Raw genomic sequence first — 25,796 nt, 5'->3', positions numbered from 1 at the left:
ATAAAAAAGGAAACCATAGAATAAAAAACCAAAAATAAAACACAAGAAAGCTATTAAATCCAATTCGAGGGGTAAGAGAGTATTCAATATTCTAATACATAAATGTAAGGCAATATTTCACCCTACTGTGCTGATATCTCTACTATTTTGCGTTTGCTATTTTTTTTCGATATCAGAAAACACAATAAAATCATTATGTTAAGAATATCTATTTTTCCTACCTAACGAAAAATAAAAAAAATTTAAGATTGAAATTATTTTAATACTTTTTTGTTAGTTACATTTGAACATATATCGCAAAAAGACAGTTTAGTTATATTTATCTCATAAATTATAGTGATTATTTTTTATTAATATTATTTACGCAAGAAACCAAACTAAGTATATTTCCGTAACTATATTCCATGTTAATTTCATGATTGATAAAAATCTGAATTGAATATGGGGATCTAACTAATCGTCGCTAGATATTAAGGTATAAAAAAACCCCCAATAGTTAGCTAGCTATTAGGGGTTAAATTAAGTCACTTCGAGATAAGAAAATAAGTTATATCGTTAACTTCTTAGCCCTCTCCCTTGCTCAATTAAATACCATGTTAATCCATAAAAAATCACAAAGAAGATCATCAATACACCTAATGTCACGGCAATTGATACATCAGCAATACCTAAAAAGCCATACCTAAAGCCACTGATCATATACACAATCGGGTTGAGTTTTGATACCGCTTGCCAAAAGGGAGGTAATAATGAGAGTGAATAGAATACGCCACCTAAATAGGTCAATGGTGTCAATACGAAAGTAGGAACTATGCTGATATCATCGAATGTTTTGGCAAAAATTGCATTTAATAACCCTGCCAGTGAAAAAACGATTGAAGTTAATAACAATGTAATTATCACCATACTCCAAGAATGTACTTGGAGTGGAATAAAGAACAATGACACGATGGTGACAAGTAGCCCAACCAAAATACCGCGAGCAACACCACCACCAACAAAACCAGCAATGATGACATGTGTCGGTACTGGCGCAACGAGCAATTCTTCAATGTTCTTTTGGAACTTAGAGCCAAAGAATGAGGAGCAGACGTTAGAATAGGAGTTCGTTATCACAGCCATCATAATCAAGCCAGGAACAATAAACTGCATATAATCTACCCCACCCATATCGCCAATTCGGGAACCAATCAGGTTACCAAAAATGACAAAATAGAGAGACATTGTAATCACTGGCGGTAATAACGTTTGTACCCATATACGACCAAAACGTGTGACTTCTTTAATCCAAATAGTCTTTAATGCGACCCAATATAGAGAAATCATTGTGCTTCCTCCAAACGAGCGGCATGACTTTCTTTTTTCACTAAGTTCACAAACAGTTCTTCCAACCGGTTAGCTTTATTGCGCATACTTAAAATTTCGATGCCTTGCTCATTAAGTTGGCTAAATACCCCATTTAATCCTTGCTCTCTTTTCACATCAACTTCTAAGGTCGACGTATCAATTAAACGAGTTTCATACCCTTTAAGCTCTGGAATAGGGCTTCTTGTGCCAAGGTCAAAAATAAAGGTTTCAGATTCCAGCTGACTTAATAATTGTTTCATACTCGTATTTTCAACTAACTCGCCATGCTGAATAATACCAATATTGCGACAAAGCATTTCTGCCTCTTCAAGGTAGTGTGTGGTCAAAATAATCGTCGTTCCTTGTGCATTGAGCTTTTTCAAAAAGCTCCACATAGAACGGCGTAATTCAATATCGACCCCCGCGGTCGGCTCATCCAAAATCAGTAGTTTTGGCTGATGCATTAGCGCTCGTGCAATCATTAAGCGACGCTTCATCCCACCGGATAGGTTACGCGCGCGCTCATTGCGCTTTTCCCATAAATCCAATTGAGAAAGATAGGTTTCTGCCCGTTGATGGGCTACAGAACGAGAAACCCCGTAATAGCCCGCTTGATTAAGTACTATCTGTAACACGGTTTCAAATGGGTTAAAATTAAACTCTTGAGGAACTAACCCTAATTGTTGTTTAGCTTGTACGACTTGCTTGTCTAAATCATAACCAAACACTTTAACAGACCCACTCGTTTTATTGACCAATGAGCTAATTATTCCTATTGTGGTCGACTTACCAGCGCCATTAGGTCCAAGTAATGCATAAAAGTCACCATCTTCTACGCTTAGATCAATTCCTCGCAAGGCTTTCACGCCACCTGGATAGGTTTTGGTGAGCTGCGATAACTCAAGTGCGTAAGTCATATGTAAAAAACACCTTTATTCTTGGGTAGGTTTGGGAGCAATATAATACTATGATGCCATTTTTTTCTGATCACTGTTATGCAGAAAAGAGAAAATAGGTATATGCTAACCAATTCATGTGGTTAGCCATATCAATATTGTCTAATCAGAATGAAATGCACATCATAAGGATGTAAAGATTAATACAACTGAATATTAATTAATAAATAAATGCTGTATAAGATTTTAACGTAAAGTAACACAACTAGGCTATACGTCATGATGAGAAAAATTGAAGAGCTGTTTGCTAACAACGAAGCATGGTCAGCTTCCGTAAAAGAAAAAGATCCTGAATTTTTTAAAGAACTATCCAAAGCTCAGAAACCGAGGTTCTTATGGATAGGTTGTTCAGACAGCCGAGTACCTGCCGAAAAATTAATCAATGCTGCACCAGGCGATCTCTTCGTTCACCGTAATGTTGCAAACTTAGTTATCCATACCGACCTAAACTGTTTGTCGGTTATCCAATATGCTGTTGATGTCCTTCAGGTTGAGCATATTATCATCTGCGGCCACTATGGATGTGGTGGTATTGAGGCTGCGGTTGACAATACTGAACTTGGCTTAATCAATAACTGGTTACTGCATATTCGTGATATTTGGTACAGACACAGCTCAATGTTAGGTGAATTAAAACCTTGCGAACGCTTAAATCGCTTATGTGAATTAAATGTCGTTGAGCAAGTTTACAACCTAGGTCACTCAACCATTATGCAATCAGCGTGGAAACGTGGGCAAAAAGTGATGATCCATGGTTGGGTTTACGGTATCAACAATGGTCGTCTACATGACTTGCATATTACCGCAGATAGCCGTGAAAGATTAGAGCTTTGCTACCGTGAAGCAATTGCTAAATTGACCAATAAAAAATAATTTTTATTTATCGCGATAAACGAATAAAGGGCCGTTCCATGGAACGGCCCTTTTTTTAACTAACGCATCGAATATTATTCACTTACTCTTCAATCAGCGTGACATGACCAATATAAGGTAAATGACGATATTGTTGTGCATAATCGATACCATACCCAACAACAAATTTGTCTTCGATTGAATATCCAATCCACTCGACAGGTACTTCAACCTCACGGCGTGATGGCTTATCAAGCAGAGTACAGATTGCCACGGATTTAGGACCGCGCAATTCAAAGATCTCACGAACCTTATTTAAGGTATTCCCTGAATCAATGATATCTTCAACAATCAACACATGCTTATCGCGAATGTCTTCATCTAAGTCTTTGACTATTTTAACATCGCGACTTGAGTTCATTGCGTTACCGTAACTTGAAACGGTCATAAAATCGACTTCGTGTGGGACTTCAATCTTACGGCATAAGTCAGCCATAAAAATAAATGAACCTTTTAATAAACCTACTAAGACCAGCTCGCCATCAATATTTTTATAATGTGCGCTAATTTTTTCAGCTAGTTCACTGACTCGCTGGCTGAGCTCTTCTTCAGAGATCATCACTTCTAGTGTATGTTTCAATTTCCCACTACCTATTTGTTTTGAATACTAAAATTCACATTTCTATGATAAGACGCAAAACGCTTTTAAGCCGCGACCAACAGCAACATTAGAAATATGAGAACAAAATTTGGAAGGAGTATAACAGAACTCACCATTTGTCGTAAAAGAGGATCCGATAACTTGTTATAAATTTTATAACTCATCTTTCACAATTTCAGGCAATATGGCCTTTTTATGATGAGAAAACGAATAAAATCAATAGCAATAGATATGAATAAAAGATGTCATCCTTGACTTTTTCACTTCAGTATTAGGGCGTAATGAGGGCATAGCAGCATGGCTCATTAACGACCTAATACACAAGGCTAAGTGATATCACCTCAACTCACTGTGAAGCCCATCATCATGCCAGTATCTTCGTGCTCTAAGAGATGGCAATGCGCCATATAAGGATGCGCCTTGGTGGCAGGATGTTTAAATTCCACCAGCACCTCACTGACTTGGCCTTCAACTTTAACAATGTCTTTCCAACCTTGTCGATGAGGCTCCACAACCTTGCCATTCTCTTTTAGTATGCGAAAGCGCGTTCCATGAACATGGAATGGGTGAAGCATCATATCGCCACGACCGGAAATAACCCATATTTCTTGGCGATTCATAGGGGCATCAAAGGCGGCTTCCGTCATCGAAAATGCCCGACCATTAATTGTATTGGCATTATGGATATCAAGTTCACCAGAGCCGGTTCCGCAGTGGCCTCCGCCATTACGCATACCGCCCATATTACCATGCCCCATCATGCCCATACCGCCATTTTCACCATTCGACATCATGTGGCCTTGCATCATGCCACCATGTCCGCCCATATGACCCATCGCTTGCTCACCATAGCGCTCACGTAACATCATCATCCCTTGCATATCCAAGCGCATATCCATCATTAAATGAAAACGTCGACGCGTTAATCCAGCCAATGAAGGGAGGGCGGGCAACGTCGCGAGCTGTTCAGACAATTTCCCCGCACCAGTACCCATTGTGGTTTCAATATGTAACACAGGTAAGGGTTGATTAAATGGCGCGATTGTCATGCCCATTTGATTAACAGGCAGTGTCAGCAAGTCAAAAGAGCGGCCATCCCTCGCATCAATCAGCACTTCAAACCTTTCCCCCATCAGGATAGGTAATTCGGTCACAGCAATAGGCTCAGCGAGCAATCCGCCATCACTTGCTACAACATACATTTTACGTCCATCACTGGTTGAGATGTTCAAGCTACGTGCATTACAACCATTAAGTAGCCTTAAACGCAACCAGCCTTTTGGTGCCACATGTTTCGGAAATACCGCACCATTGGTTAACATCAAATCCCCAAACCAACCCACGGCCGCACTCATCACATCCAATTGGTAGTCGATTTGCCCATCATCTTTAAGTCGCTTATCCTGTAAAATCACAGGGATATCATCAACACCCCATTGGCTTGGTAACCCATGTTTGCCGCTTTGTTCATCTTTAATAATCACAAGGCCCGCAAGCCCCATTGCGACTTGATAACCTGTTTTGCCATGAGTATGAGGATGGAACCAGCAGGTCGCCTCTGGTTGGTCGATGGTGAAATTGACTTGGCGACTAGCGCCCGGTTTGATGATCGCTTGTGGCCCACCATCCTGCTCCCCTGAAATTTCAAGGCCATGCCAGTGAACGGTTGTCTCTTCTGGTAATTGGTTAGCAATATGAATATTTACGCTCTGACCTTTTTTCAGGCTCAAAGCTGGGCCGAGCAAGTCTCCGTTATATCCCCACGTTGTCGTTTTTTTACCGGGAACAAATTGGGAAGCACCTTGTTTGATTGCTAATTGGATATTACCTTGGGCATCAGGCTCTAGCAGTGGAGGGATTGCCAGTGTTGGGTAATTTTCGGCTGCCACAGCGATACGGCTCCAAATCGGTAGTGCACTAGCCGCATAAGTGATAGCGCTCAACTTAATGAAATCGCGACGTAACATTGATAACCTTCCTTTTATTTATCAAATTAATAAACGAATTCAAACTATCTGGCTCCGTGGGTGATTACCGTTTAGGGCCAAAATATGGTTTAATGTCCAAAAATGATAAAGCTTCCCCTTACAGGAAGGTCAAGGAAACCATGTACTTATTAAGGGTATATTACACAGTTTTAAGAAAAATATACTTGACTAACAATTCTATTGTTATGTTAACGTTACTTGACATAAAAAACAGATAGAATACTGAATGCGCAAATTTACTGTAATTTTTTACATCATAACTCTGTTAGGAATAACCCATTCTGCCAGAGCATTGACCCCCAACGAAGCTGAAGATCTTGCTGATCTCACAGCGGTCTTTATCTACTTAAAATATGATTGTGGCTACACCCAAATCCCTGATAGAGAAATTGAACGAGCTATCGTTTACTTTGCTCGCAGCAATAAGTGGGATTTAGGGGATTACGATTCACACCAAATGACTGTTTTGAACAAAGAGAGCTACAATGACCTAAAAGGGATCCCGCTCCCGCAAGAATTTAAATGCCAATCTCTTGCGCGTGATTCATTAGGCTTATTTGCTTATGTAAAATAAACATCTCCCCTTATCGAGGGGAGTCAACGCTCACTGATCAGCCAACATCGCTATTACGCTTTTTTTTCGCCCGCTTTTCTTGCCAGAACATAGCAATGGAAGGAATACTTTGAATAATCACCATCCTAATGATGTGATTTGACATAACAAATCCAGCATCCAGCTTCATTGTGATTGCAGCAAACGTCATCGCTTCCATGCTTCCCGGTGCCCAAGCCAGCAACAATACCGAAATCGGATAGCCAGTCACCCATGCAGCAAACAGTGTGATCAATAAGGTTAGGAAAATATTAATAATGACCACTTGAGCCGATGAATAGATATTTTTGATCAATGACGACAGTGGAAAAACAATAAAGTGGTTACCAATATTCATCCCGATCAAAACCATACTGAGTTCAGTGATCATCACCGGAAAATGGATTTGCACATCTAGCCAGCCTTGGATCAGCGTCGCAGCACCTAATGATGTCAGCATAAATGGAGCAGGAACATGCATCCGCTGCAATACCAAGCCTAATCCTAACCCCGTTAATACAATGAGCGTTAACCAGAAGGTTGCTTCTAACGTCAAAGATGGCAGTACAATTAACGGCTGGGGATCCCCATTGCTACCTACCACGATCCCAGCTAACAAAATTAAAATGATGAGGCGGATCGTATGAGAAATGACAATTTTTTGTGGCGGGGTATGGGTATGATCTGTTAATGCTAATATGGCCGCCATGGCTCCCGGAACAGAGCCCAGCATCGCTTCTTGTTTTGTCCACCCGACTTTGCGATGAAACCAAAAGTAACTGAATGAAAATTGGACGGCTAAACAGACGACCAACATCAAAAGGAGTAGAAATAGATTTTCCACTTGCCCCAATGAGACTTGATTAAACATCAGCCCCACAGACGTTCCTAATGATATTTGGACAAATGTGAGCGTATATTTTGGAATGGCAAATTGAATTTTGAAGCGATTAAACACAATGACAGCAATGATTGGACCAAACATTAATGCGAGAGGTACGCCAAGATAAGTGAGGGTGCCACCAATTAAGGCACAAATAGCAATGCCTAAGCCCATCTTCAATAATCTTATCATCGCAAAATCCTATCACTGCGAGAGCAGTTAGCGTGCCTATATTATCTGTAATAGTCTTAATAGTATCCTCTTAATACTTTAAATTCATTAAATTATTAGATAGTAAATAACCGTATAAATCATCATTACCTTGAGAGATAAGCAAAATTATGACAATACGTATCACAACATCCCCGTCTGAATCTGAAGTTGCTCGTATTCATCAATCATTAATTAACTATAATTTGCAATTTTTCAGTGAAGATATTCATTCCCCATTAGCCGTATTTTATGAACAAGAAGGGGAAATATTAGGCGGAATAACAGGCTCAACACTCGGAAATTGGCTACGAATTAACTACTTTTGGCTCGAAGAGTCACTGAGAAAGCAAGGCATTGGATCACAATTAATACAAGCCATGGAGAACAAAGCGAAAGAGTTGGGTGCCAAATATGCACAAGTCGATACATTCAGTTTCCAAGCAAAACCTTTTTATGAAAAACAAGGTTATCAGGTGATCTCAACACTGATTGAGTACCCGATTAAGCATGAAAGGTATTATTTTATGAAAGCGTTATAAATCTATATATCAGGAACGATAGGTACTCCCCCTACCGTTCTTTTAGTGCGATATATCAGCACTCTTGGGCATTTTTATCCGCAGTGGCTTGGTTAATAATTGCTTTCGCCATCCACTGTGCGATTTCAATGACCTCAGCATCATCTTGTTTCCAAATATCTTTGAGTACTAAAAAGATTTCAGAACCATAAATGACTGAAAATGCTTTGATCACCTTATCAATAATTTCTTGAGGGTACTCATCTTTCATTGGAGCGGTCACCATCGTTAAAATGTCTTTACGGTTCCCCCTTTCAAGACGCTTTTCTTTAGGGTCTTGCGCCAGTGATCGCCCCTGTGCCCATTGTTGCAATGAAACTTGCAATGCCGCCCTCAATGCGCCTTCATGCTCAAACATCCGAGGTAAGGCAAATGATAATAACTCATCAATACGCTCTTCAGTTTTTTGGCTACGTGGTTGCCATCTTAAAATTGGCCCCAAGCTCGCATTAACGGTGGCAGCGATCAGATCACTTTGCGTCGGAAAGTAGCGATACGCGGTAGCCCTTGACACTCCCGCTTCAGCAGCAAGCTCAGAGACTGACGGCATACTCCCTTTTTCAAAAAGCGCTAATGCTGTATTAACGAGTAAAATGTAAGTCCGTTTTCTTGTGCCTTTATATTCATGATTAGAATGTGTTAATGACATCGTCTCCCTCCCCTTAAAAACATTTCGCTACGATAAAATAGTGAATGGTTACTCATCATGACACTTTGCCATAATGACAGCTACCGATTCTTAAAGCACCTTGTATTTTTATCGTTCGCCTTAAAAAAAATTAAAACACAAAAAATTCAAATATGCCTTATTTATCAAGCCATAAAAGAAACCAATATCTAAAAATTATTGAACAACCTCAAAATGAGACTACAGTCTCATTTTACATTCAACCAAAATGATACTATAGTCTCATTCAGATGAGAAATTAAACATCTTCCTAACCTGTAAGGATTTTCCTATGAAACAACATCAGGGATACATCTACATAGCAACAACATTAGATACTAAAAGCGATGAATTGTTCTATGTCTGCGATTTGATCAAAGAGACGGGTTTATCTGTACGCACTGTAGATTTGACTACGCAACCAACACAATTAAAAAGAGATGCAGATGTTAGTGCACAGACGGTTGCCAGTTTCCACCCAGCAGGTGTTGAAGCCGTTTTTTGTGGTGACAGAGGAAGAGCGATTGAGGCAATGTCATTGGCTTTTAGCCTTTACCTCAATGCACAAACCGATGTAGCGGCTATTTTAGGCTTAGGTGGCTCCGGCGGTACCGCGTTAATTACCCCCGCGATGCAGGCACTTCCCGTTGGTATTCCAAAGCTCATGGTTTCCACCATGGCATCAGGAGATACTTCTGGATATGTCGGTGCAAGTGATATTTCGATGATGTACTCCGTCACCGATGTCTCGGGCCTAAATGTGATTTCTCGTAAAGTGCTAAAAAATGCCGCTAACCAAATTGCTGGTTCAATCTATTTTAACCGTGAAGATAAAGTAGACGATGTATCAAAACCAGCCATTGCATTAACGATGTTTGGGGTAACCACCCCCTGTGTTCAACAGCTCACTGAGCAACTTGAATCACAGTATGACTGCTTGGTTTTTCACGCAACAGGCAGTGGCGGTAAAGCGATGGAAAAATTAATCGATAGCCATTTACTGCACTCTGTATTGGATATCACCACCACAGAAGTGTGTGACCACCTCTTTGGCGGCGTCTTAGCTTGTGACGACGATCGATTTGGTGCGATAGCACGAACACAGACCCCTTGTGTTCTGTCTTGTGGGGCATTGGATATGGTTAATTTTGGACGCCCATCAACGGTGCCCGACCATTATCGCCATCGATTATTTTACAACCATAACGCGCAAGTAACATTGATGCGCACAACGAAAGAAGAAAACCAGCAGATGGGCCGCTGGATAGCTAACAAACTGAACCGCTGCGAAGGTGAAGTGCGTTTTATTATCCCAACGGCAGGCTTCTCAGCATTGGATATTGAAGGCGCTCAATTTTGGGATCCAGAAGCCGATCAAGCCTTCATTGATGCATTAACTGAAAATCTTATAACAACAGAAAAACGCAAACTTATTTTGAGTCCATATCACATCAACTCACTGGAGTTTTGTGAACAAGTGATTCAATTACACCAGGACATTTTGAACAACAAATAGAGGTTCATCAATGAAACATAATCGCGAAAGCTTGCTGAAAAAATTCAAAGAGATGATCGCGCGAGGCGAGCCAATTATTGGCGGTGGTGCCGGTACAGGCCTTTCTGCGAAATGTGAAGAAGCAGGCGGCATTGACTTAATTGTCATTTATAACTCTGGCCGCTACCGGATGGCGGGTCGTGGTTCACTCGCGGGCCTACTTGCTTATGGTAATGCTAATGAAATCGTTATGGATATGGCTAAAGAGGTTTTACCAGTTGTAAAACATACGCCTGTACTTGCCGGTGTTAATGGCACAGATCCATTCTGCCAATTTGATCATTTTCTTGATGAAATAAAAGCCAAAGGTTTTGCGGGTGTGCAAAACTTCCCGACCGTAGGTTTAATCGATGGTAACTTCAGAGCTAACCTCGAAGAGACTGGGATGGGCTATGGTTTAGAAGTGGATATGATCCGCCTAGCCCATGAGAAAGGCTTATTAACTACCCCTTATGTTTTCAGCCGTGAAGATGCTATTGCAATGACCGAAGCGGGTGCAGATATTATCGTACCTCATATGGGGTTAACCACGGGGGGCAATATTGGTGCAGAGACAGCATTAACACTTAAAGATTGTGTGCCATTAATCAATGACTGGGCTAAAGCCGCAAAATCAGTACGCGATGATGTTATCGTTCTGTGCCATGGTGGCCCAATTGCGACCCCAGAAGATGCGGAATATATTTTAGCGAACTGCCCAGACTGCCACGGTTTCTATGGTGCAAGCTCCATGGAGCGCCTACCAACGGAGGTCGCTCTCACTGCAACAACCGAAAAATTTAAATCAATTAAACGTTAGTACTTTAATACTCAATGAAAGTTGTCCATGGTAATCATAAACCGCTAATAATAATGCAACTTTAATATCACGAGTATCTATGGCTTTGCCAACACCAGGGCACCTACTTCACCGTAGGTGCTTTTCTTTTTACAGCCTGCCAGAATTGATTCTCTTACTTATCCGTTTGTCTTTGTTGCGTTCAAGGAAAAACAAAGCGTTCGTTGCGCCATCATAAAAATAGCCCGATCACCTAAAATAAAACTCAGATTATCACTCTGCGCGACATGGCAATATTGCGGGGGAAATAAGCGGTAAACCAACGTTAATGGTTTATCTAAAAAGACTAAATAGGTCAAACGGAATTGGCATGAGTGTAGCAAAAACAATCATGCCATCCAGTGATTACACTAACTTAGCAATCAAGCTATCGAGATCACCTTGCAAGAAATGCACTGGTGGGATTTCAATCACGGTATATGCTCCGGCAGATTGTTTCATCGTCGCTCTTGCCGCAGAAACCATAAATTGCGATGTCAGTGCAGGGTTGTTAATTCGCATTGAGTACTCAAATAATTGATTATGCGTTGCTCCAGAAACCCCTTTATGCGTCATATGGACACCATGGCCAACATCTTTCAGCGCGTCCACACTATCAACTTGGCGAATATGGGTCTCATCGGATGAGAAATAGCTATCGGCTTTAATCGCGTTAGCAACGTCTGCAAAGTTTGCGCCCGCATCAAGCTCAATATAGACCATACGGCGGTGAACGCCAGTACCCAGCGGAATCGTTACCGATAATGCGTCTTTAACGCCATCAATAGCTTTAGCTGCAACACTGTGCCCCATACTCATTCCTGGGCCAAAGTTAGTGTAGGTGACCCCTTTTGGCGCCATTGCCAACATGAGTGTACGCATAATTGAATCAGAGCCCGGATCCCAACCCGCGGAAACAACGGCAACGCTTTTATGCTCTTTCGCAACGTTATCTAACCGTTTTTTTAGTGCCACAATATCGGAGTGCACATCGAAACTATCGACGGTATTGATCCCCTGACTTAAAACTTTCTCAGCTAAATCACCAATCGCCCGTGTGGGTGAGCATAAAAGCGCCACATCAACTTTGCCTAATTTTTCAATATCATCGACAACGGTGTACCCCGCTAATTCTGCTGGGATATTCTGTACATTACGGCGTACCACACCGACAAGTTCAAAATCATCCGCTGCCAATACCGCTTCGAGTGCATAACGGCCAATATTTCCGTATCCCACTATTGCGGCTTTAATTTTTGTCATTGTGACTCCTTTACTGTTCTGATGTTGTCTTTTTATATTGATATCATAACTATCAATCAGGAATAAATTAGCAGAATCATCATTATTAAACAAAAGATTAACTTTTCCTTAAATAAGCACCTATAGACTCTATTAACTCAACATAAATACGGGTAAAATCTGCCTGCTTTTCCTTTATCCATATGAATTTTATTTTAATTATTTTGAAGGTTCTCAATGCATCAATCCGATGTCACTGAGAGATCACTCTTTTCTCTCAGTTGGCCAATATTTATTGATATTTTTCTTCATTTGGCCACATTACTTATCAATACCTATATGGTGAGCCATGTTTCAACCGCCTACCTTGCGGCAATGGGCGTGGGGAATCAGGTATTTGATCTTTTTATTACCATATTTAACTTTATTAGTGTGGGATGTAGCGTTGTCATCGCCCAATATTTAGGGGCTGGACGCCGTGAAAAGGCCAGCCAAGCTATTCATATTTCTATCGCTTTTAACTTTCTACTCGGTTTTTCCAGTGCTCTTATCGCGCTGTTTTTTGGATATAAAATCCTCAGTATCATGAATACGCCATCCCATCTTATGGAAGATGGTTATGCTTACTTGCATATTCTTGGTATTTGTCTAATCCCCGAAGCCATCTCCATCATTCTTGCTGCTTGCTTGCGTGTGTACGGCAAAGCTCAGCCCGCTATGTGGGTAACGCTCATTGCTAACGTGATCACTGTTGTTGGTAATATGATTGTGCTATATGGCTTTTTTGGTCTGCCGCAATATGGCCTTGAAGGGGTAGCATGGTCGACGGTAGTGGGCCGTATTGTCGCCGTTATCTTGCTGTTCTGTCTGTTATTCTATGGATTAAGGATCAAGTTTACGCCACAGCTGCTGGTTCGCTGGTCACGTACAATGCTAGGTAAAATACTGCATATAGGCTTGCCATCTGCGGGTGAAAATTTAGTGTGGATCCTCCATTTTATGACCGCATCTGCGTTTATCGGTTTAATGGGAGAAACCTCTCTTGCCGCGCAAACACTCTATTTCCAACTCTCACTCTTTATCATGCTGTTTGGTATCTCTATCAGTATTGGTAATGAAATTATGGTGGGACACCTTGTTGGCGCTAAGCGTTTTGAAGAGGCTTACCGTCGTGGAATAAAAAGCTTAAAAATGGGCTTTTATGTCACGATTGGCGTGGTATTTTTCTTTTGGTTATTCCGTTCCCCTATCCTTAACAATTTAACGGATGACCAAAATATTATTCATGTGTTATTACCGCTGTTTCTACTCTCTGTTTTTTTAGAGCCGGGGCGTACTATCAATATCGTCATGGTTAACGCTCTTAGGGCTTCAGGAGATGCTCGCTTCCCACTTTGCACCGCCATTATTTTTATGTGGGGAGTCGCCATTCCACTCGGTTATTTCTTAGGAATAAAAATGGAAATGGGCTTATTAGGCATTTGGATTGGCTTTTTTGCCGATGAATGGTTACGTGGTTTAACTAACGCATGGCGTTGGCGTTCTCGTCGATGGCAAAGTAAGAGACTTGATCTCGAAAGTGAGTCTTAAAACCAATACTATCCTGCCTATCGCTTAGGCAGGATTTTTTGTGATTAAGCTCAAACTTGAAATTTATTTTTTACTATTCGCATCTTTATAGAAAAAATTTCTCTCAAACAATTTTATCTTCTCTAACATAGTGAAAATTTTCTCCCAATAATTCTTTAAAATATCCTTATTAAACAGGTGTTCTTTAGGGGAATTCATTATGCAAGTTCAAGCTCAGCCACTTCTTTGGCAGTATTTTATCCATGCAGTAAAACAAGAAGTCAAACCTGCTTTAGGTTGTACTGAGCCAATCTCTTTAGCCTTAGCAGCAGCAAAAGCCGCTGCTTGCGTTGGTGGTACGGTCACTCGTGTCACCGCATTGGTTTCCCCTAACTTAATGAAAAATGGCATGGGAGTGACCGTACCGGGAACGGGCATGGTGGGTCTCCCAATTGCAGCGGCATTAGGTGCTGTTGGAGGGGATGCCGACGCTGGGCTAGAGGTATTAAAGTCAGCCTCAACGAGTGCCATTGAACGCAGTAAAAATATGTTGGCGCAGGGCCTTATTACTGTCGATATTAAGCATCCCTGTGATGATGTGATCTATTCAGAGGCAACGGTATTTACAGATAAATGCTCAGCAACTGTCGTTATCGCGGGTACTCATACGCATGTCGTAAAAATGATCCATAACGATACTGTTATTTTTGATAGCACCCAACAAACGCAACAAAATGAATCCCCTGTGGATTGTGCTGCCGACGTGACACTTCCCCCTGTCACGGCCAAAGCTGTTTATCAATTTGCAACACAAGCGCCATTTGAAGATATCCGCTTTATTTTAGAAGCCGCACATTTAAATGATGCCCTGTCTCAGGAAGGGCTACGCCATGTTTATGGTCTGCATATTGGTAAAACGTTGCAATCTCAGCGAGATAGAGGCTTGCTGTCGAAAGATCTCATGTCAGAAATTATGATCAGAACATCGGCAGCTTCAGATGCACGTATGGGTGGAGCCGTATTACCCGCGATGAGTAATTCCGGCTCAGGTAACCAAGGTATAGCGGCGACAATGCCTGTTGTTGTCACTGCTGACTACTTACAATCAACAGAAGAGCAGTTAGCTCGCGCCTTAATGTTGTCACACTTAATGGCAATCTATATCCATAATCAACTGCCCGCCTTATCTGCGCTGTGTGCTGCAACAACAGCCGCAATGGGAGCTGCGGCGGGGATCGCTTGGTTGCTAGAATCACGTTATGAGGTTGTCGCAATGGCAATTAGCAGTATGATTGGCGATGTCAGTGGTATGATATGCGATGGTGCATCAAACAGTTGTGCGATGAAGGTTTCAACCAGCGCTAGCGCAGCCTATAAAGCCGTGTTAATGGCTCTCGACAACAGTTGTGTAAGAGGCTCTGATGGCATCGTGTCCGACGATGTAGACCAATCCATAGCTAACTTATGCGCTTTAGCTACCGGCTCTATGAGGCACACCGATGTTCAAATTATTGAAATAATGGCTGCAAAAGCGCGCTAACATAATCAAAATTCAAGAAAAACAGGCCACTAATTATTCGTGGCCTGTTTTTTTTATGGCATCTAAAAATATTAAAAAAACAGATAAAAACAGTAGAAAATAACTAAGATAATTCTTACAATAATACTTAAATATGGGTTTGTAGATAATTTAGCTCAATAGAGGTCGAGCATAGTGCTGTTGCTCAATAAAATGTAGATGTTAACCAAATAATCGGTAATTTTTATTTAAACTTGGCATGTATGCAGTGGAGCGTTATTTAATATATTACAATCATTATTATTTCTTATTTATATGGCAAAAAACCAGAAACCTATAACTTATTGATAGTAATAATTTTTGATTTATTCATATTCATATTTTTTTATACTTTATTAATACTTTCTAACAATTCCCCGTTAAACATTTCTTTTTGTAACATGTTTATATAACAACTATTAATTGTTAATAATCTTAGTTGTTTATCTCGAATTGACACATAAAAACCAGGGTTATAAGCATATAATACTCAGTTATTGGTGCTCAAAAAGTATCAATAACCATTTATCGCATTGATTTTAATAGATTTATATTAATAGAACCATTACTCCATTTATGGGTTTTACTCGTATAATAAATAAATTCAGACTATCGGATATTTGATCTAAAAAAAAATAAGATTTATATTTGTTTTAGAAATAAGAATAAGCTCACATAAAAACATAACTTAAATAAGCAATACGTTTTAGCATATTGCTTGTTGGCTATAATTTATTAACTTTATCTACACAGAGGTTTTTAATGGAAAGTGAAGAATTGAGTATCGATAGTTTTTTTTCATCTATTTCATTAGCTATTGGTCGAACGTTGAAACGACTAAGGCAAAATCAAGGTTTAACTGGTGCCGATTTTGGTCGTTTAGTCAATCTTAGCCAACAGCAAATATCACGCTATGAGTGTGGCATTAATCATATTAATGTCAGCATGCTATTACTATTATTAGAAAAACTCGATATTACCGTTGGGGAATTTAATACTTTACTTATCGAAGAAATTAATTTAACCCCGATCAAAAATCACGTTGATTTAGATAGGATATTAAATGTTTGCAAAAATAATGGTGAGAAAACTGATCATTATGTAACTTCAAAATCTTCATTATTATTTGGCTAAATCGCATTTAATAAACTTTCAATCTCCTTTTCTCTCAGTCCCTTGCAGTCAAGGTGCCGCTGTTAGGATAGACACGTAAGTTAGCCCTGTTTGGCACCCTAGTGTATTTGCTAGTAAAAGTGGGTTAAAAAATCTTGTTATTATTGGTTATCTCAGTGGAGTAAGTCGTGTTTATTTCAACAGAACCAAGGCCGAACTAATAAAATGGCCAATAAAAACAACGATACTAAATTTAGTATCATTGATGGTGAACGTTATATCGCGATAGTATCACTAAAAGTATAATAGCAAATTAACTTATCACGCTGATTTTTCGTTTTTCTATCAACACAAGCCAATGGATCATTTAATTACTGATTCTTTATACTAATTTATAATAGAATAAAAATGAGTAAGGTCGATAATTTATAACCATTATTTTCGATTAGAGCACACTTTTACCCTTCCAAACCTAAAATTCCCCTTAAAATAAAAAATAAGTTTCCTTTTGAAATTATTAAAATTTAGTTTTGATATTTTTGTACCGTTCCTATGAGACAAGAAATTTAACCCATTTAATTTTGGTTAAGTTAATATCGGAACCAATGAAAAGCTATGATGTTAAGTTAAGATTCGTATGTTTATTATCGCCCCCTTCCCTTAGCAGTCAGGAAAGGGGTTATCGATATGTTTATAGCTCTTCATTATTCGTCTGGAGTTGTGCGAATTTTTGGCGTATTTCATTTTCTGGTAAATTAATCCCAATAAACACCAAAACACTGTGACGCGGCTCATTCTCTGCCCAATCGCTATCCCAATCAGCACTATATAAGCGTTGAACCCCTTGGAATAGTAGCCTTTTCGGCTCGTTTTTGATTGATAAAATCCCTTTATAACGCAATAAATTATCCGCAAATCCTAGCAGTAGAGACTCCATAACATCAGAGACCGCCATTAACTCAACAGGGTAATCAAATTCAACAACGATAGAATTCACTTCATTGTGCTGTTTAGGGGTAAAGCGGAAAGTGGGCTGATTCACTTTCAGTTGTGAATCGAGTAAAAAACCTTGAATATTAAACAGTAAATCGAGGTCAATCTCACCATGGGTCACGGGATAGATGGGTGCCCGTGCATTGATGCGCTGTAAGCGTTCAATTAAGCTTTCATGCTCAGGCTGAACATCCGTTTTCGTTAATAAGATCCGATCAGCATAGCCAATTTGTGCCTGCGCTATCGCAAAATCATCAAGTTGCTTATTTGCATGAACCGCATCCACCAATGTAATAATGCCATCCAATAAATAACGTTCACAAAGCACTTCATGAGAAAAAAAAGTTTGAGTGATAGGACCGGGATCTGCCATTCCTGTGCACTCAATCACTAAGCGATCAAAGTCGAGTTTCCCACTATCTAACCCATCAAGTAAATCGAGCAAAGCATTTTCCAACTCATTAGAGCGGCTACAACAAATACAACCATTACTCAATGTCGTTATTTGTGTCGCACGATCACCAATTAAGGCATTATCAATTGGCACTTCACCAAATTCATTTTCGATGACTGCGATTTTATGCCCATGATCTGCTTGAAGAATATGGCGTAGTAAGGTGGTTTTGCCCGCACCGAGAAAACCGGTCAAAATCGTGACAGAGATTGGTTTCATTGTATTCCTCATGACGTCATTAATTAACAGCAGCGAAATCCACCTTTACCGCTTCCACCATAGCGCGCATCTTGGCGCTCACGAAAAAACTCTTTATAAGTCATAATCGGTTTGTCTGGATGATTATCTTTCATGTGCTGTACATAGGTATCATAGTCAGGAATGCCTATCAACATACGTGCAGCCTGCCCTAAGTACTTACCTGTTTTGCCTAAATTTCCAAACATATGCTCTCCAATACAGATGCCCTACATCATGTTTACTCACAATGCAGGGCACCATTTTATACACTAAAGATTAGTGTGAAGATGAGGTTTTCACGCCCTCTTTAGGCACCGGTACATAAGGTGTTTCAGCATCGGTACGCTCTGGGTTTTTATACGCCTTCATCGCTGTTCTGATACCATAGAAAATAATACCGTAGACAACAACTAGGAATAGGATACTTAACCCTGCGTTTGTGTAGTTATTGATAATAATGTGATTCATGTCAGTGATTTGCTGAGCCGTTAAGTCAGCACCACCCGCCGCAATTTTCTCTTTATAAGACTTAGCTAAATAGAGGAAACCTTCGAGTTGAGGGTTATCACTAAACAGTTTCAAACCTAATGCCCAAGTTGTACAAATCAATAACCAAACCGCTGGTAACACAGTGACATAGATATATTTACTGCGTTTCATCTTAATTAAGACTACGGTGCTGAGCACCAAGGCAACGGCCGCCAGCATCTGGTTCGAAATACCAAACAGAGGCCATAGGCTCTTCACGCCGCCCAATGGGTCAACCACGCCTTGGTACAATAAATATCCCCATAAACCAACGCATCCGGCTGTACCAATAATCCCAGCCAACAGTGAATCGGTTTTTTTCAGCACAGGTACAAAGTTACCCAATAAGTCTTGTAACATAAAACGACCTGAGCGCGTTCCTGCATCCAATGCAGTTAAGATAAACAGTGCTTCGAATAGGATACCAAAGTGATACCAGAAACCCATATCAGCAGCAGGTATGATTTCATGGAATACATACGCGATACCTACCGCTAACGTCGGTGCTCCCCCTGCACGGTTCAATACGGAAGGCTCTCCGATATCTTTTGCCGTTTGCATAATTTGCTCAGGTGAAATCACAAAGCCCCATGAACTGACTGTTGCCGCAGCATGTGCCGTGACATCTTTCAGTTGTGCTAGGATTGCCGCACCGTCAGCACCACCAAGCTCATGCAGATTCGGCATAGTGATACCTAAAGCGGCTGGTGGAGTATTCATCGCAAAATAGAGGCCAGGTTCAATAATTGAAGCTGCAACTAGCGCCATGATCGCGACAAACGATTCCATTAACATCGCACCATAGCCGATATAGCGAGCATCTTTTTCGTTAGCCAACAACTTAGGCGTTGTCCCTGACGAAATTAAGGCATGGAAACCCGATACGGCACCACAAGCAATCGTAATAAATAAGAATGGGAACAGCGTGCCTTTCCAAACTGGGCCACTGCCATCAACGAACTGAGTGACCGCTGGCATTTTTAGCTCAGGATTTAAAATCACAATCCCAATCGCTAAACCGACAATCACACCGATTTTTAAGAAGGTAGCGAGATAGTCGCGAGGCGCCAGAATCAGCCAAACAGGTAATAATGCAGAGATAAACGCATAACCAACTAAAACATAAGTAATTGTAGTGTCTTTAAAGGTCAGTGCAGGCCCCCAATATGGGTCATGAGCGATAACACCACCGAACCAAATCGACAAGATCAGTAACACAATACCAATGACCGAAACTTCCCCCACTCGTCCGGGTCGGATATAGCGCATATAGATTCCCATAAACAGCGCAATCGGTACTGTTGAACATACCGTAAACACGCCCCATGGACTTTCTGCTAGTGCCTTAACCACGATCAACGCTAATACTGCAAGGATAATGATCATGATGAGGAAACAGCCGAAAAGCGCAATGGTTCCCGGAATAGGGCCAAGCTCTTCTTTAACGATTTCACCTAATGATGCACCATTACGGCGAGAAGAGATAAATAGCACCATAAAGTCCTGTACTGCACCAGCCAGTACCACCCCAGCCAATAACCATAAGGTGCCTGGTAAGTAACCGACTTGTGCTGCTAAGACAGGCCCTACAAGTGGCCCTGCACCTGCGATTGCAGCAAAGTGGTGACCGAATAGAACGTTTCTATTTGTAGGAACATAGTTCAAGCCATCATTATTAATGACCGCGGGTGTCGCTCGCGTTTCATCGAGCTTCATCACTTTTTTCGCGATATACAAACTGTAATAACGATAAGCAATGAGATAAACCGCCACAGAAGCCACAACAATCCACAGCGCACTGATGTGTTCTCCGCGTCTAAGTGCAACCACACCTAGACAAATCGCACCGATAATCCCAAGGATCATCCAAGGAATGTGCTTTAAAATACCATTTTTGTTCATAAAACACCCTTCTGAGGTAAAACGAACTTCTCTTATGTTTTATTGACTTATCAATAACAAATCGATTCAAAGAACCGTTCTTTATCATTACTAAGTCTCTTTTTGGCAGTCGTTATCACCGTGCAATAAGAAAAAATTTGAGCTCTGCCATGGTCTCTATGGTAGAAAATATCTATTGGCGAATGTCTAAAGTCAGTGCGAGCGGTTGCATACAAAATTAAGCGGTCAGTTTTTCACTGCGAATGGTTTTATCGAAATGGCAAAGACGAAAAAAGTGTGATTAACTTAACAATAACAGTTGATTATCAATAAGTTAATCATATTAATGGAAATGGTATAAATGAAATGGTTTGTTAAATAAAACTCGAATAGTCGTAAAATCTCACGATGCAGGATGAGCGGTTATCCTATTTCCTTGCAGATCAATCCATACCCAATGGCCACCAACCCACCAGCTATGCTCACCATCCGTTTCCCGTTGGCAACCTATTCCTACATGTGCTTTCCCATTCTCAAAAGGGTAGGCGCAATCATAGTTTGCTTCAATCACGACCTTGCCTGTTTTTGCCTCAGCAAAACCAATTTTGTCACCTTGGCGGATACGATAAAGCCCATTTTTAGGCTCATCAGGCCAATTATCAAAATAATAAGGTCGATAGGCTTCATTGCCCTGTTGGTCGACCACAACTATTCCTTGATTAGGGAGATTTTTTAAACAAAAGCGATATGCAGAGTCGGCTTCAAAGCAATTTAATGTTTTTTCTGGTGCTTCTATCAATTGTGCAAATTGCTCATGTAGTGAATCAGCAAATAACATGCTCGGTAATACGCATAACAGCCCAATCAAACCTTGCTTCATCTTCGACTTCCTCACCCCAATCAGTTGTATTAATGCAATATAGCGGATGCCACTAATATTCAAACTAAGAATACAGCGAAAATCAGCAAATACTCTAATAAAAAACAATCAGTTAATTAGCTCATTTACTTATTAATAATAAGAAAACCCCAAAAAACCTTAATAAATTAGATTTTTTTATCCTTTAAAAACAACAAAATACTAAAACACCGAGAAAAAAACACACAACTTTCATTTTGATACTCTTCACATAAACAACACATTATTCACACCTTAATAAGATAAAGAGTTATTGTTAATAACATGAAAATAAATTGTTATAGCAACGCTACTTTGATCAGGGGAATAACTGTATGAATAATGAAAACTATGATTACATCATTGTAGGAGCAGGTTCGGCTGGCTGCGTGCTTGCCGCACGGCTTATTAAAGAAACCCAGTCACGCGTTCTTTTGATTGAAGCCGGAGGAAGTGATAATCATCTGTATATTCGTATGCCAGCTGGGGTAGCTAAAATTATTGCCCAAAAAAGCTGGCCCTACGAAACGGAACCTGAACCACATGCAAATAATCGCAAGATGCAGATAGCACAAGGTAAAGTTCTCGGAGGCAGCAGTTCTGTGAATGGCATGATTTATATTCGAGGCCAAAAACAGGATTACGATAATTGGGCGCAAATCTATGGCTGTGATGGCTGGAGCTACCAAGATGTCCTACCTTGGTTTAAGAAAGCCGAACAAAATGAAAGTTTATCTGATAGCTATCATGGTACCGCAGGGCTGCTTCCTGTCAGTGAAAACCGTTATCGGCACCCTCTTTCTATGGCTTTTATCCGAGCCGCACAAGAGCAAGGGCTTCCTTATGTTAATGACCTTAATGGTGAAAGCCAACAAGGAGTCAGTTTTTATCAAACAACAACGAAAAATGGCGAAAGAGCAAGCACATCAAAAACTTATCTTAAGAGTGTCGCACAAAGCGATAAACTTACAGTAAAGCTTAATAAACAAGTTAACCGTATTATTATCCGTGATGGTGTCGCTGTTGGGGTAAGCTATCAGGATAAAAATGGTGGTGAAGCCGATGTTTTCGCCCAAAAAGAGGTGATCATTTGTGCCGGCGCGATGGGCTCCGCGAAATTACTCATGCTCTCAGGTATCGGTCCTAAAGATCACCTCTCATCATTAGGGATTGAAACGGTCGCTGACCTTCCTGTCGGTAAAAACTTCCATGATCATCTTCATATGTCCATTAATGTCACAACCAAAGATCCTATTAGCCTCTTTGGCGCTGACAAAGGTATCCATGCTATAAAACATGGCTTTCAGTGGTTAGCTTTTCGTAGTGGATTATTAGCATCAAACGTACTTGAAGGTGCTGCATTTATTGATAGCTGTGGTCAAGGTCGCCCCGACGTACAAATTCACTTTTTACCCATACTTGATAGCTGGGATGATGTTCCCGGCGAGCCACTGCCCGCGACACATGGTTTCACATTAAAAGTGGGCTATTTACAACCTAAGTCGCGCGGTGAATTACTCTTGCGTAGCAAAGATCCACAAGCGCCACTAAAAATTCATGCCAACTATTTAGCCGCACCGGAAGATATGGAAGGCTGCAAACGTGCTGTCAAATTTGGGTTAAAAGTACTTGGGTCGGAGGCACTACAAGCGGTTAGTAAAGAGACATTAATGCCGCCAGCACAGGTTCAACATGATGAGGCAGCATTAGAGGAGTTTGTACGTAACTTTTGTAAAACCGTCTACCACCCTGTCGGCAGTTGTCGTATGGGAAAAGACACAGCAACTTCCGTGACCGATTTACGCTTACGTGTGCATGGCATTAAGCAACTTCGTGTCATTGATTGCTCTGTGATGCCAGAAATCCCAAGTGGTAACACCAACGCTCCAACAATCATGATTGCCGAGCGTGGCGCGGCAATGGTGATACAGGATAACCATTAACGCCAATGATCGCCCACTCACCCTAAGTGGGCGATAATAATGCCATTACCCATTCACGGTTATGGTTGCCGCTGCCTTCTTCGCCTTATTTAACGCATGATCGATAGAATCCGCAATCGCCAAGGCAACACCTAAGCGGCGAGTTCCAGCAATTTCAGGTTTACCAAATAAGCGTAATTGAATATCCGAATCTAACGCTTGCCCTACCCCCGAAAAAACAACATCACGACTAGACAATTCAGGAAGGATCACCGCCGATGCACTTGGCCCATATTGACGGATTGCCCCGATAGGTAGCCCCAAGAAAGCACGCACATGAAGGGCAAATTCAGATAAGTTTTGTGAAATTAAGGTCACCATACCTGTATCATGAGGCCGAGGCGAAACTTCATTAAAAATGATCTCATCACCACATACAAATAGTTCCACACCAAATAAGCCATACCCACCTAATGCAGTCACAATTTTGGCAGCGGCCGCTTGTGCATTTTCCAATGCCTTTTCACTCATTTGTTGTGGTTGCCATGATTCTCGATAATCCCCTTTTTCTTGGCGGTGCCCAATAGGCGCACAAAAATGAATACCATCAACGGCATTAATGGTGAGCATCGTGATTTCAAAATCAAAATGGATCATTTTTTCAACGATCACACGCCCCTGACCAGTACGTCCACCTTCTTGCGAGTAGTGCCATGCTGCTTTGAGATCCTGTTCGCCGCGCATAACACTTTGGCCTTTACCCGAAGAGCTCATTACTGGTTTGACTATACAAGGGAAGCCAATCTCTTTAGCTGCGGTCACAAAATCCGCTTCAGCCTCAACAAAACGATAATCTGAGGTCGGTAAGCCTAATTCTTCTGCCGCAAGCCGGCGGATCCCTTCACGATTCATGGTTAAATAAACCGCATTAGCAGAAGGCACCACTTTTTGCCCTTGTTGCTCCAATTCCACTAAGGTCTTGGTCGCAATCGCTTCAATTTCCGGCACGATAAAATCAGGTTTTTCTTTCTCAACAAGTTGGCGAATTGCCTCTCCATCTAGCATGTTAACGGTATAACTACGGTGAGCAACATGCATGGCGGGCGCATGGTCATAACGATCAACCGCAATAACTTCAATGCCCAAACGCTGGCACTCAATCGCCACTTCTTTCCCGAGCTCTCCTGAACCGAGCAGCATCACTTTTGTTGCAGAAGGACAAAGCGCTGTACCTAATTTATTCATGATGGATAACCTTGTATAAAAAAGCTGATTTCATGGACAAGATTATATACGCAATCGTTTGCTTAAACCATAAGAGATCGTATTTCACTTCATTTATCGCAATATTCGCTTAGCATTACTAACGCTTATCACGACCTGTTACATAAGGGACACGTTTGTGATATTCATTGTAGCGCTTATGCAGCAAGGCAATAATACAGCACAGTAATCCTAACCAAATCAATGAGAAACTAACCCCTTTCACCCAATCAAATAGTTCATTAAATAAGAATACAGCTAATAAGAATTGGATCGTTGGTTCAATATATTGGGCAAGCCCTATTACGGTTAATGTTGTGCGTTTTATCGCCGCAGTGAAAAACAGTAATGGAATAATTGTCACCGGAGCCGCAAGCATATACAGCAGCTTGATTTGCCAATCCCCCGCCTCGACAGCACTCGTGCCATTAGCGGATAGCCACCATGTGATCCCAATGGCGACAGGCAATAGCCACATCGCCTCAACAAAAAGGGAAGTGATAACATCAAAACGAATAAATTTGCGGATCAAACCATAGACGGCAAAAGCACTTCCCATCACAAGGGCAAGTAGAGGCAATTCACCATACTGCCAGATTTGGAAACAGACACCGGAAAAAATCAGCAATACCGCCATTTTCTCGGCTAAAACTAGCCGTTCATGTAAAAATACGACCCCAAGTAAAATAGAAAACAGTGGATTAATAAAATAACCTAGGCTGGCAGCAAGTACTTGCCCATGGGTTAATGCATAAGTGAATGCCCCCCATGATATCGCCATAATAGATGAACTAAACAAACATAAAATAATTGAGCGTTTATCTGCCCATACTTGTTGCCAAAGCGTTTTATTTTTAATCAGTAAGCGAATGGCTAATAAAAAGGGGATCGACCAAATTACACGTTGGGCAAGTAGCTCTAAAGGTTCAGCGCCGGGCAACAAACGGTAAAAAAGCGGTGTGATCCCCCATAAAATACAAGAAAAGATAGCCAATGCTACCCCTGATCTCAGTAACATAATTAACC

General features: G+C 40.9%; 22 protein-coding genes. 9 read left to right on the top strand and 13 right to left on the bottom strand.

Annotated features, from left to right (window positions below):
• Positions 1 to 555: 555 nt before the first annotated feature.
• A complete protein-coding gene (locus I3B46_RS05640) occupies positions 556 to 1,326 on the bottom strand; it encodes an ABC transporter permease (protein WP_014656582.1) in 771 nt (256 codons plus the stop codon).
• Positions 1,323 to 2,264: an ABC transporter ATP-binding protein gene (locus tag I3B46_RS05635; protein ID WP_004922590.1), complete on the bottom strand. Its 942-nt coding sequence runs from the start codon at positions 2,262 to 2,264 to the stop codon at positions 1,323 to 1,325. The genes I3B46_RS05640 and I3B46_RS05635 overlap by 4 nt, the downstream gene beginning before the upstream one ends.
• A 258-nt stretch (positions 2,265 to 2,522) precedes the next feature.
• Here I3B46_RS05635 and can point away from each other — a divergent pair, with 258 nt between their 5' ends.
• Positions 2,523 to 3,176, top strand: a complete 654-nt coding sequence (can, locus tag I3B46_RS05630) for a carbonate dehydratase (protein ID WP_004922593.1) — start codon at positions 2,523 to 2,525, stop codon at positions 3,174 to 3,176.
• 82 nt (positions 3,177 to 3,258) lie between these two features.
• Here the strand turns inward: can and hpt are convergent, their stop codons facing one another.
• On the bottom strand, positions 3,259 to 3,795 hold the full coding sequence (gene hpt / locus I3B46_RS05625; RefSeq protein ID WP_014656584.1) for a hypoxanthine phosphoribosyltransferase: 537 nt from the start codon (positions 3,793 to 3,795) through the stop codon (positions 3,259 to 3,261).
• A 362-nt stretch (positions 3,796 to 4,157) separates the two neighbouring features.
• On the bottom strand, positions 4,158 to 5,783 hold the full coding sequence (cueO, locus tag I3B46_RS05620; RefSeq protein ID WP_104872904.1) for a multicopper oxidase CueO: 1,626 nt from the start codon (positions 5,781 to 5,783) through the stop codon (positions 4,158 to 4,160).
• Positions 5,784 to 6,030: 247 nt separating this feature from the next.
• Between cueO and I3B46_RS05615 the strand changes: the two genes are divergently transcribed.
• The gene (locus I3B46_RS05615; protein ID WP_004922605.1) at positions 6,031 to 6,378 is read left to right on the top strand and encodes a YacC family pilotin-like protein; all 348 of its coding nucleotides are present in this window, start codon (positions 6,031 to 6,033) and stop codon (positions 6,376 to 6,378) included.
• A 37-nt stretch (positions 6,379 to 6,415) separates the two neighbouring features.
• On the opposite strand, the gene I3B46_RS05610 is transcribed toward I3B46_RS05615, so the two are convergent.
• Positions 6,416 to 7,471: an AbrB family transcriptional regulator gene (locus tag I3B46_RS05610; protein ID WP_004922609.1), complete on the bottom strand. Its 1,056-nt coding sequence runs from the start codon at positions 7,469 to 7,471 to the stop codon at positions 6,416 to 6,418.
• A 149-nt stretch (positions 7,472 to 7,620) separates the two neighbouring features.
• Between I3B46_RS05610 and I3B46_RS05605 the strand changes: the two genes are divergently transcribed.
• Positions 7,621 to 8,031 (top strand): GNAT family N-acetyltransferase, encoded by a 411-nt coding sequence (locus tag I3B46_RS05605; RefSeq protein WP_004922612.1) that lies wholly within the window; start codon positions 7,621 to 7,623, stop codon positions 8,029 to 8,031.
• 55 nt (positions 8,032 to 8,086) lie between these two features.
• On the opposite strand, the gene I3B46_RS05600 is transcribed toward I3B46_RS05605, so the two are convergent.
• Complete coding sequence (locus I3B46_RS05600) at positions 8,087 to 8,719, bottom strand: TetR/AcrR family transcriptional regulator (protein WP_104872905.1); 633 nt, start codon at positions 8,717 to 8,719, stop codon at positions 8,087 to 8,089.
• A 310-nt stretch (positions 8,720 to 9,029) separates the two neighbouring features.
• Here I3B46_RS05600 and I3B46_RS05595 point away from each other — a divergent pair, with 310 nt between their 5' ends.
• Positions 9,030 to 10,253: a Tm-1-like ATP-binding domain-containing protein gene (locus I3B46_RS05595; RefSeq protein WP_014656588.1), complete on the top strand. Its 1,224-nt coding sequence runs from the start codon at positions 9,030 to 9,032 to the stop codon at positions 10,251 to 10,253.
• 10 nt (positions 10,254 to 10,263) lie between these two features.
• A complete protein-coding gene (locus I3B46_RS05590; RefSeq protein WP_004922623.1) occupies positions 10,264 to 11,091 on the top strand; it encodes a phosphoenolpyruvate hydrolase family protein in 828 nt (275 codons plus the stop codon).
• Between the two features lie 384 nt (positions 11,092 to 11,475).
• Here I3B46_RS05590 and I3B46_RS05585 read toward each other — a convergent pair whose 3' ends face one another.
• Entirely contained in the window at positions 11,476 to 12,372 is an 897-nt protein-coding gene (locus tag I3B46_RS05585) for a diaminopimelate dehydrogenase (protein WP_014656589.1), read from the bottom strand.
• Positions 12,373 to 12,588: 216 nt separating this feature from the next.
• Here I3B46_RS05585 and I3B46_RS05580 point away from each other — a divergent pair, with 216 nt between their 5' ends.
• The 3 genes from I3B46_RS05580 (at position 12,589) to I3B46_RS05570 (ending at position 16,612) form a co-directional block, all read left to right on the top strand.
• On the top strand, positions 12,589 to 13,941 hold the full coding sequence (locus I3B46_RS05580) for an MATE family efflux transporter (RefSeq protein ID WP_004922637.1): 1,353 nt from the start codon (positions 12,589 to 12,591) through the stop codon (positions 13,939 to 13,941).
• A gap of 199 nt (positions 13,942 to 14,140) precedes the next feature.
• Positions 14,141 to 15,460: an L-cysteine desulfidase family protein gene (locus I3B46_RS05575; protein ID WP_104872906.1), complete on the top strand. Its 1,320-nt coding sequence runs from the start codon at positions 14,141 to 14,143 to the stop codon at positions 15,458 to 15,460.
• A 780-nt stretch (positions 15,461 to 16,240) separates the two neighbouring features.
• The gene (locus I3B46_RS05570) at positions 16,241 to 16,612 is read left to right on the top strand and encodes a helix-turn-helix domain-containing protein (protein WP_004922647.1); all 372 of its coding nucleotides are present in this window, start codon (positions 16,241 to 16,243) and stop codon (positions 16,610 to 16,612) included.
• A gap of 670 nt (positions 16,613 to 17,282) precedes the next feature.
• On the opposite strand, the gene yjiA is transcribed toward I3B46_RS05570, so the two are convergent.
• The 4 genes from yjiA to I3B46_RS05550 all read right to left on the bottom strand — a co-directional run bounded on the left by yjiA (position 17,283) and on the right by I3B46_RS05550 (position 21,567).
• Positions 17,283 to 18,257: a GTPase gene (gene yjiA, locus I3B46_RS05565; protein ID WP_014656591.1), complete on the bottom strand. Its 975-nt coding sequence runs from the start codon at positions 18,255 to 18,257 to the stop codon at positions 17,283 to 17,285.
• A gap of 23 nt (positions 18,258 to 18,280) precedes the next feature.
• Positions 18,281 to 18,484 (bottom strand): YbdD/YjiX family protein, encoded by a 204-nt coding sequence (locus tag I3B46_RS05560; RefSeq protein WP_004922653.1) that lies wholly within the window; start codon positions 18,482 to 18,484, stop codon positions 18,281 to 18,283.
• A gap of 70 nt (positions 18,485 to 18,554) precedes the next feature.
• On the bottom strand, positions 18,555 to 20,708 hold the full coding sequence (locus I3B46_RS05555; RefSeq protein ID WP_004922657.1) for a carbon starvation CstA family protein: 2,154 nt from the start codon (positions 20,706 to 20,708) through the stop codon (positions 18,555 to 18,557).
• 382 nt (positions 20,709 to 21,090) lie between these two features.
• Positions 21,091 to 21,567, bottom strand: coding sequence for a WG repeat-containing protein (locus tag I3B46_RS05550; protein ID WP_014656592.1), 477 nt, complete (start codon positions 21,565 to 21,567; stop codon positions 21,091 to 21,093).
• Positions 21,568 to 21,920: 353 nt separating this feature from the next.
• Here I3B46_RS05550 and I3B46_RS05545 point away from each other — a divergent pair, with 353 nt between their 5' ends.
• Positions 21,921 to 23,528 (top strand): GMC family oxidoreductase, encoded by a 1,608-nt coding sequence (locus I3B46_RS05545; RefSeq protein ID WP_102780741.1) that lies wholly within the window; start codon positions 21,921 to 21,923, stop codon positions 23,526 to 23,528.
• Positions 23,529 to 23,573: 45 nt separating this feature from the next.
• Here I3B46_RS05545 and purT read toward each other — a convergent pair whose 3' ends face one another.
• On the bottom strand, positions 23,574 to 24,752 hold the full coding sequence (gene purT, locus I3B46_RS05540; protein ID WP_104872907.1) for a formate-dependent phosphoribosylglycinamide formyltransferase: 1,179 nt from the start codon (positions 24,750 to 24,752) through the stop codon (positions 23,574 to 23,576).
• Positions 24,753 to 24,870: 118 nt separating this feature from the next.
• Positions 24,871 to 25,788: an EamA family transporter RarD gene (rarD, locus tag I3B46_RS05535; protein WP_196993150.1), complete on the bottom strand. Its 918-nt coding sequence runs from the start codon at positions 25,786 to 25,788 to the stop codon at positions 24,871 to 24,873.
• Positions 25,789 to 25,796 lie beyond the last annotated feature (8 nt).

The sequence above is a fragment of the Providencia sp. 2.29 genome (genome assembly GCF_015832305.1).
In the GTDB taxonomy this organism is placed as follows: domain Bacteria; phylum Pseudomonadota; class Gammaproteobacteria; order Enterobacterales; family Enterobacteriaceae; genus Providencia; species Providencia stuartii.
The sequence above is the reverse complement of the archived record's forward strand: the minus strand, read 5'-3'. Positions and strand labels throughout refer to the sequence as shown.

Coding starts and splice junctions, on each gene's coding strand:
- I3B46_RS05605 (WP_004922612.1), top strand. CDS start 7,621: ATGACAATACGTATCACAACATCCCCGTCTGAATCTGAAGTTGCTCGT.
- I3B46_RS05545 (WP_102780741.1), top strand. CDS start 21,921: ATGAATAATGAAAACTATGATTACATCATTGTAGGAGCAGGTTCGGCT.
- I3B46_RS05635 (WP_004922590.1), bottom strand. CDS start 2,264: ATGACTTACGCACTTGAGTTATCGCAGCTCACCAAAACCTATCCAGGT.
- I3B46_RS05555 (WP_004922657.1), bottom strand. CDS start 20,708: ATGAACAAAAATGGTATTTTAAAGCACATTCCTTGGATGATCCTTGGG.
- I3B46_RS05615 (WP_004922605.1), top strand. CDS start 6,031: ATGCGCAAATTTACTGTAATTTTTTACATCATAACTCTGTTAGGAATA.
- I3B46_RS05610 (WP_004922609.1), bottom strand. CDS start 7,471: ATGATAAGATTATTGAAGATGGGCTTAGGCATTGCTATTTGTGCCTTA.
- can (WP_004922593.1), top strand. CDS start 2,523: ATGATGAGAAAAATTGAAGAGCTGTTTGCTAACAACGAAGCATGGTCA.
- I3B46_RS05640 (WP_014656582.1), bottom strand. CDS start 1,326: ATGATTTCTCTATATTGGGTCGCATTAAAGACTATTTGGATTAAAGAA.
- rarD (WP_196993150.1), bottom strand. CDS start 25,788: ATGTTACTGAGATCAGGGGTAGCATTGGCTATCTTTTCTTGTATTTTA.
- I3B46_RS05550 (WP_014656592.1), bottom strand. CDS start 21,567: ATGAAGCAAGGTTTGATTGGGCTGTTATGCGTATTACCGAGCATGTTA.
- I3B46_RS05595 (WP_014656588.1), top strand. CDS start 9,030: ATGAAACAACATCAGGGATACATCTACATAGCAACAACATTAGATACT.
- yjiA (WP_014656591.1), bottom strand. CDS start 18,257: ATGAAACCAATCTCTGTCACGATTTTGACCGGTTTTCTCGGTGCGGGC.
- cueO (WP_104872904.1), bottom strand. CDS start 5,783: ATGTTACGTCGCGATTTCATTAAGTTGAGCGCTATCACTTATGCGGCT.
- I3B46_RS05600 (WP_104872905.1), bottom strand. CDS start 8,719: ATGTCATTAACACATTCTAATCATGAATATAAAGGCACAAGAAAACGG.
- I3B46_RS05585 (WP_014656589.1), bottom strand. CDS start 12,372: ATGACAAAAATTAAAGCCGCAATAGTGGGATACGGAAATATTGGCCGT.
- purT (WP_104872907.1), bottom strand. CDS start 24,752: ATGAATAAATTAGGTACAGCGCTTTGTCCTTCTGCAACAAAAGTGATG.
- I3B46_RS05590 (WP_004922623.1), top strand. CDS start 10,264: ATGAAACATAATCGCGAAAGCTTGCTGAAAAAATTCAAAGAGATGATC.
- I3B46_RS05575 (WP_104872906.1), top strand. CDS start 14,141: ATGCAAGTTCAAGCTCAGCCACTTCTTTGGCAGTATTTTATCCATGCA.
- I3B46_RS05560 (WP_004922653.1), bottom strand. CDS start 18,484: ATGTTTGGAAATTTAGGCAAAACAGGTAAGTACTTAGGGCAGGCTGCA.
- I3B46_RS05570 (WP_004922647.1), top strand. CDS start 16,241: ATGGAAAGTGAAGAATTGAGTATCGATAGTTTTTTTTCATCTATTTCA.
- I3B46_RS05580 (WP_004922637.1), top strand. CDS start 12,589: ATGCATCAATCCGATGTCACTGAGAGATCACTCTTTTCTCTCAGTTGG.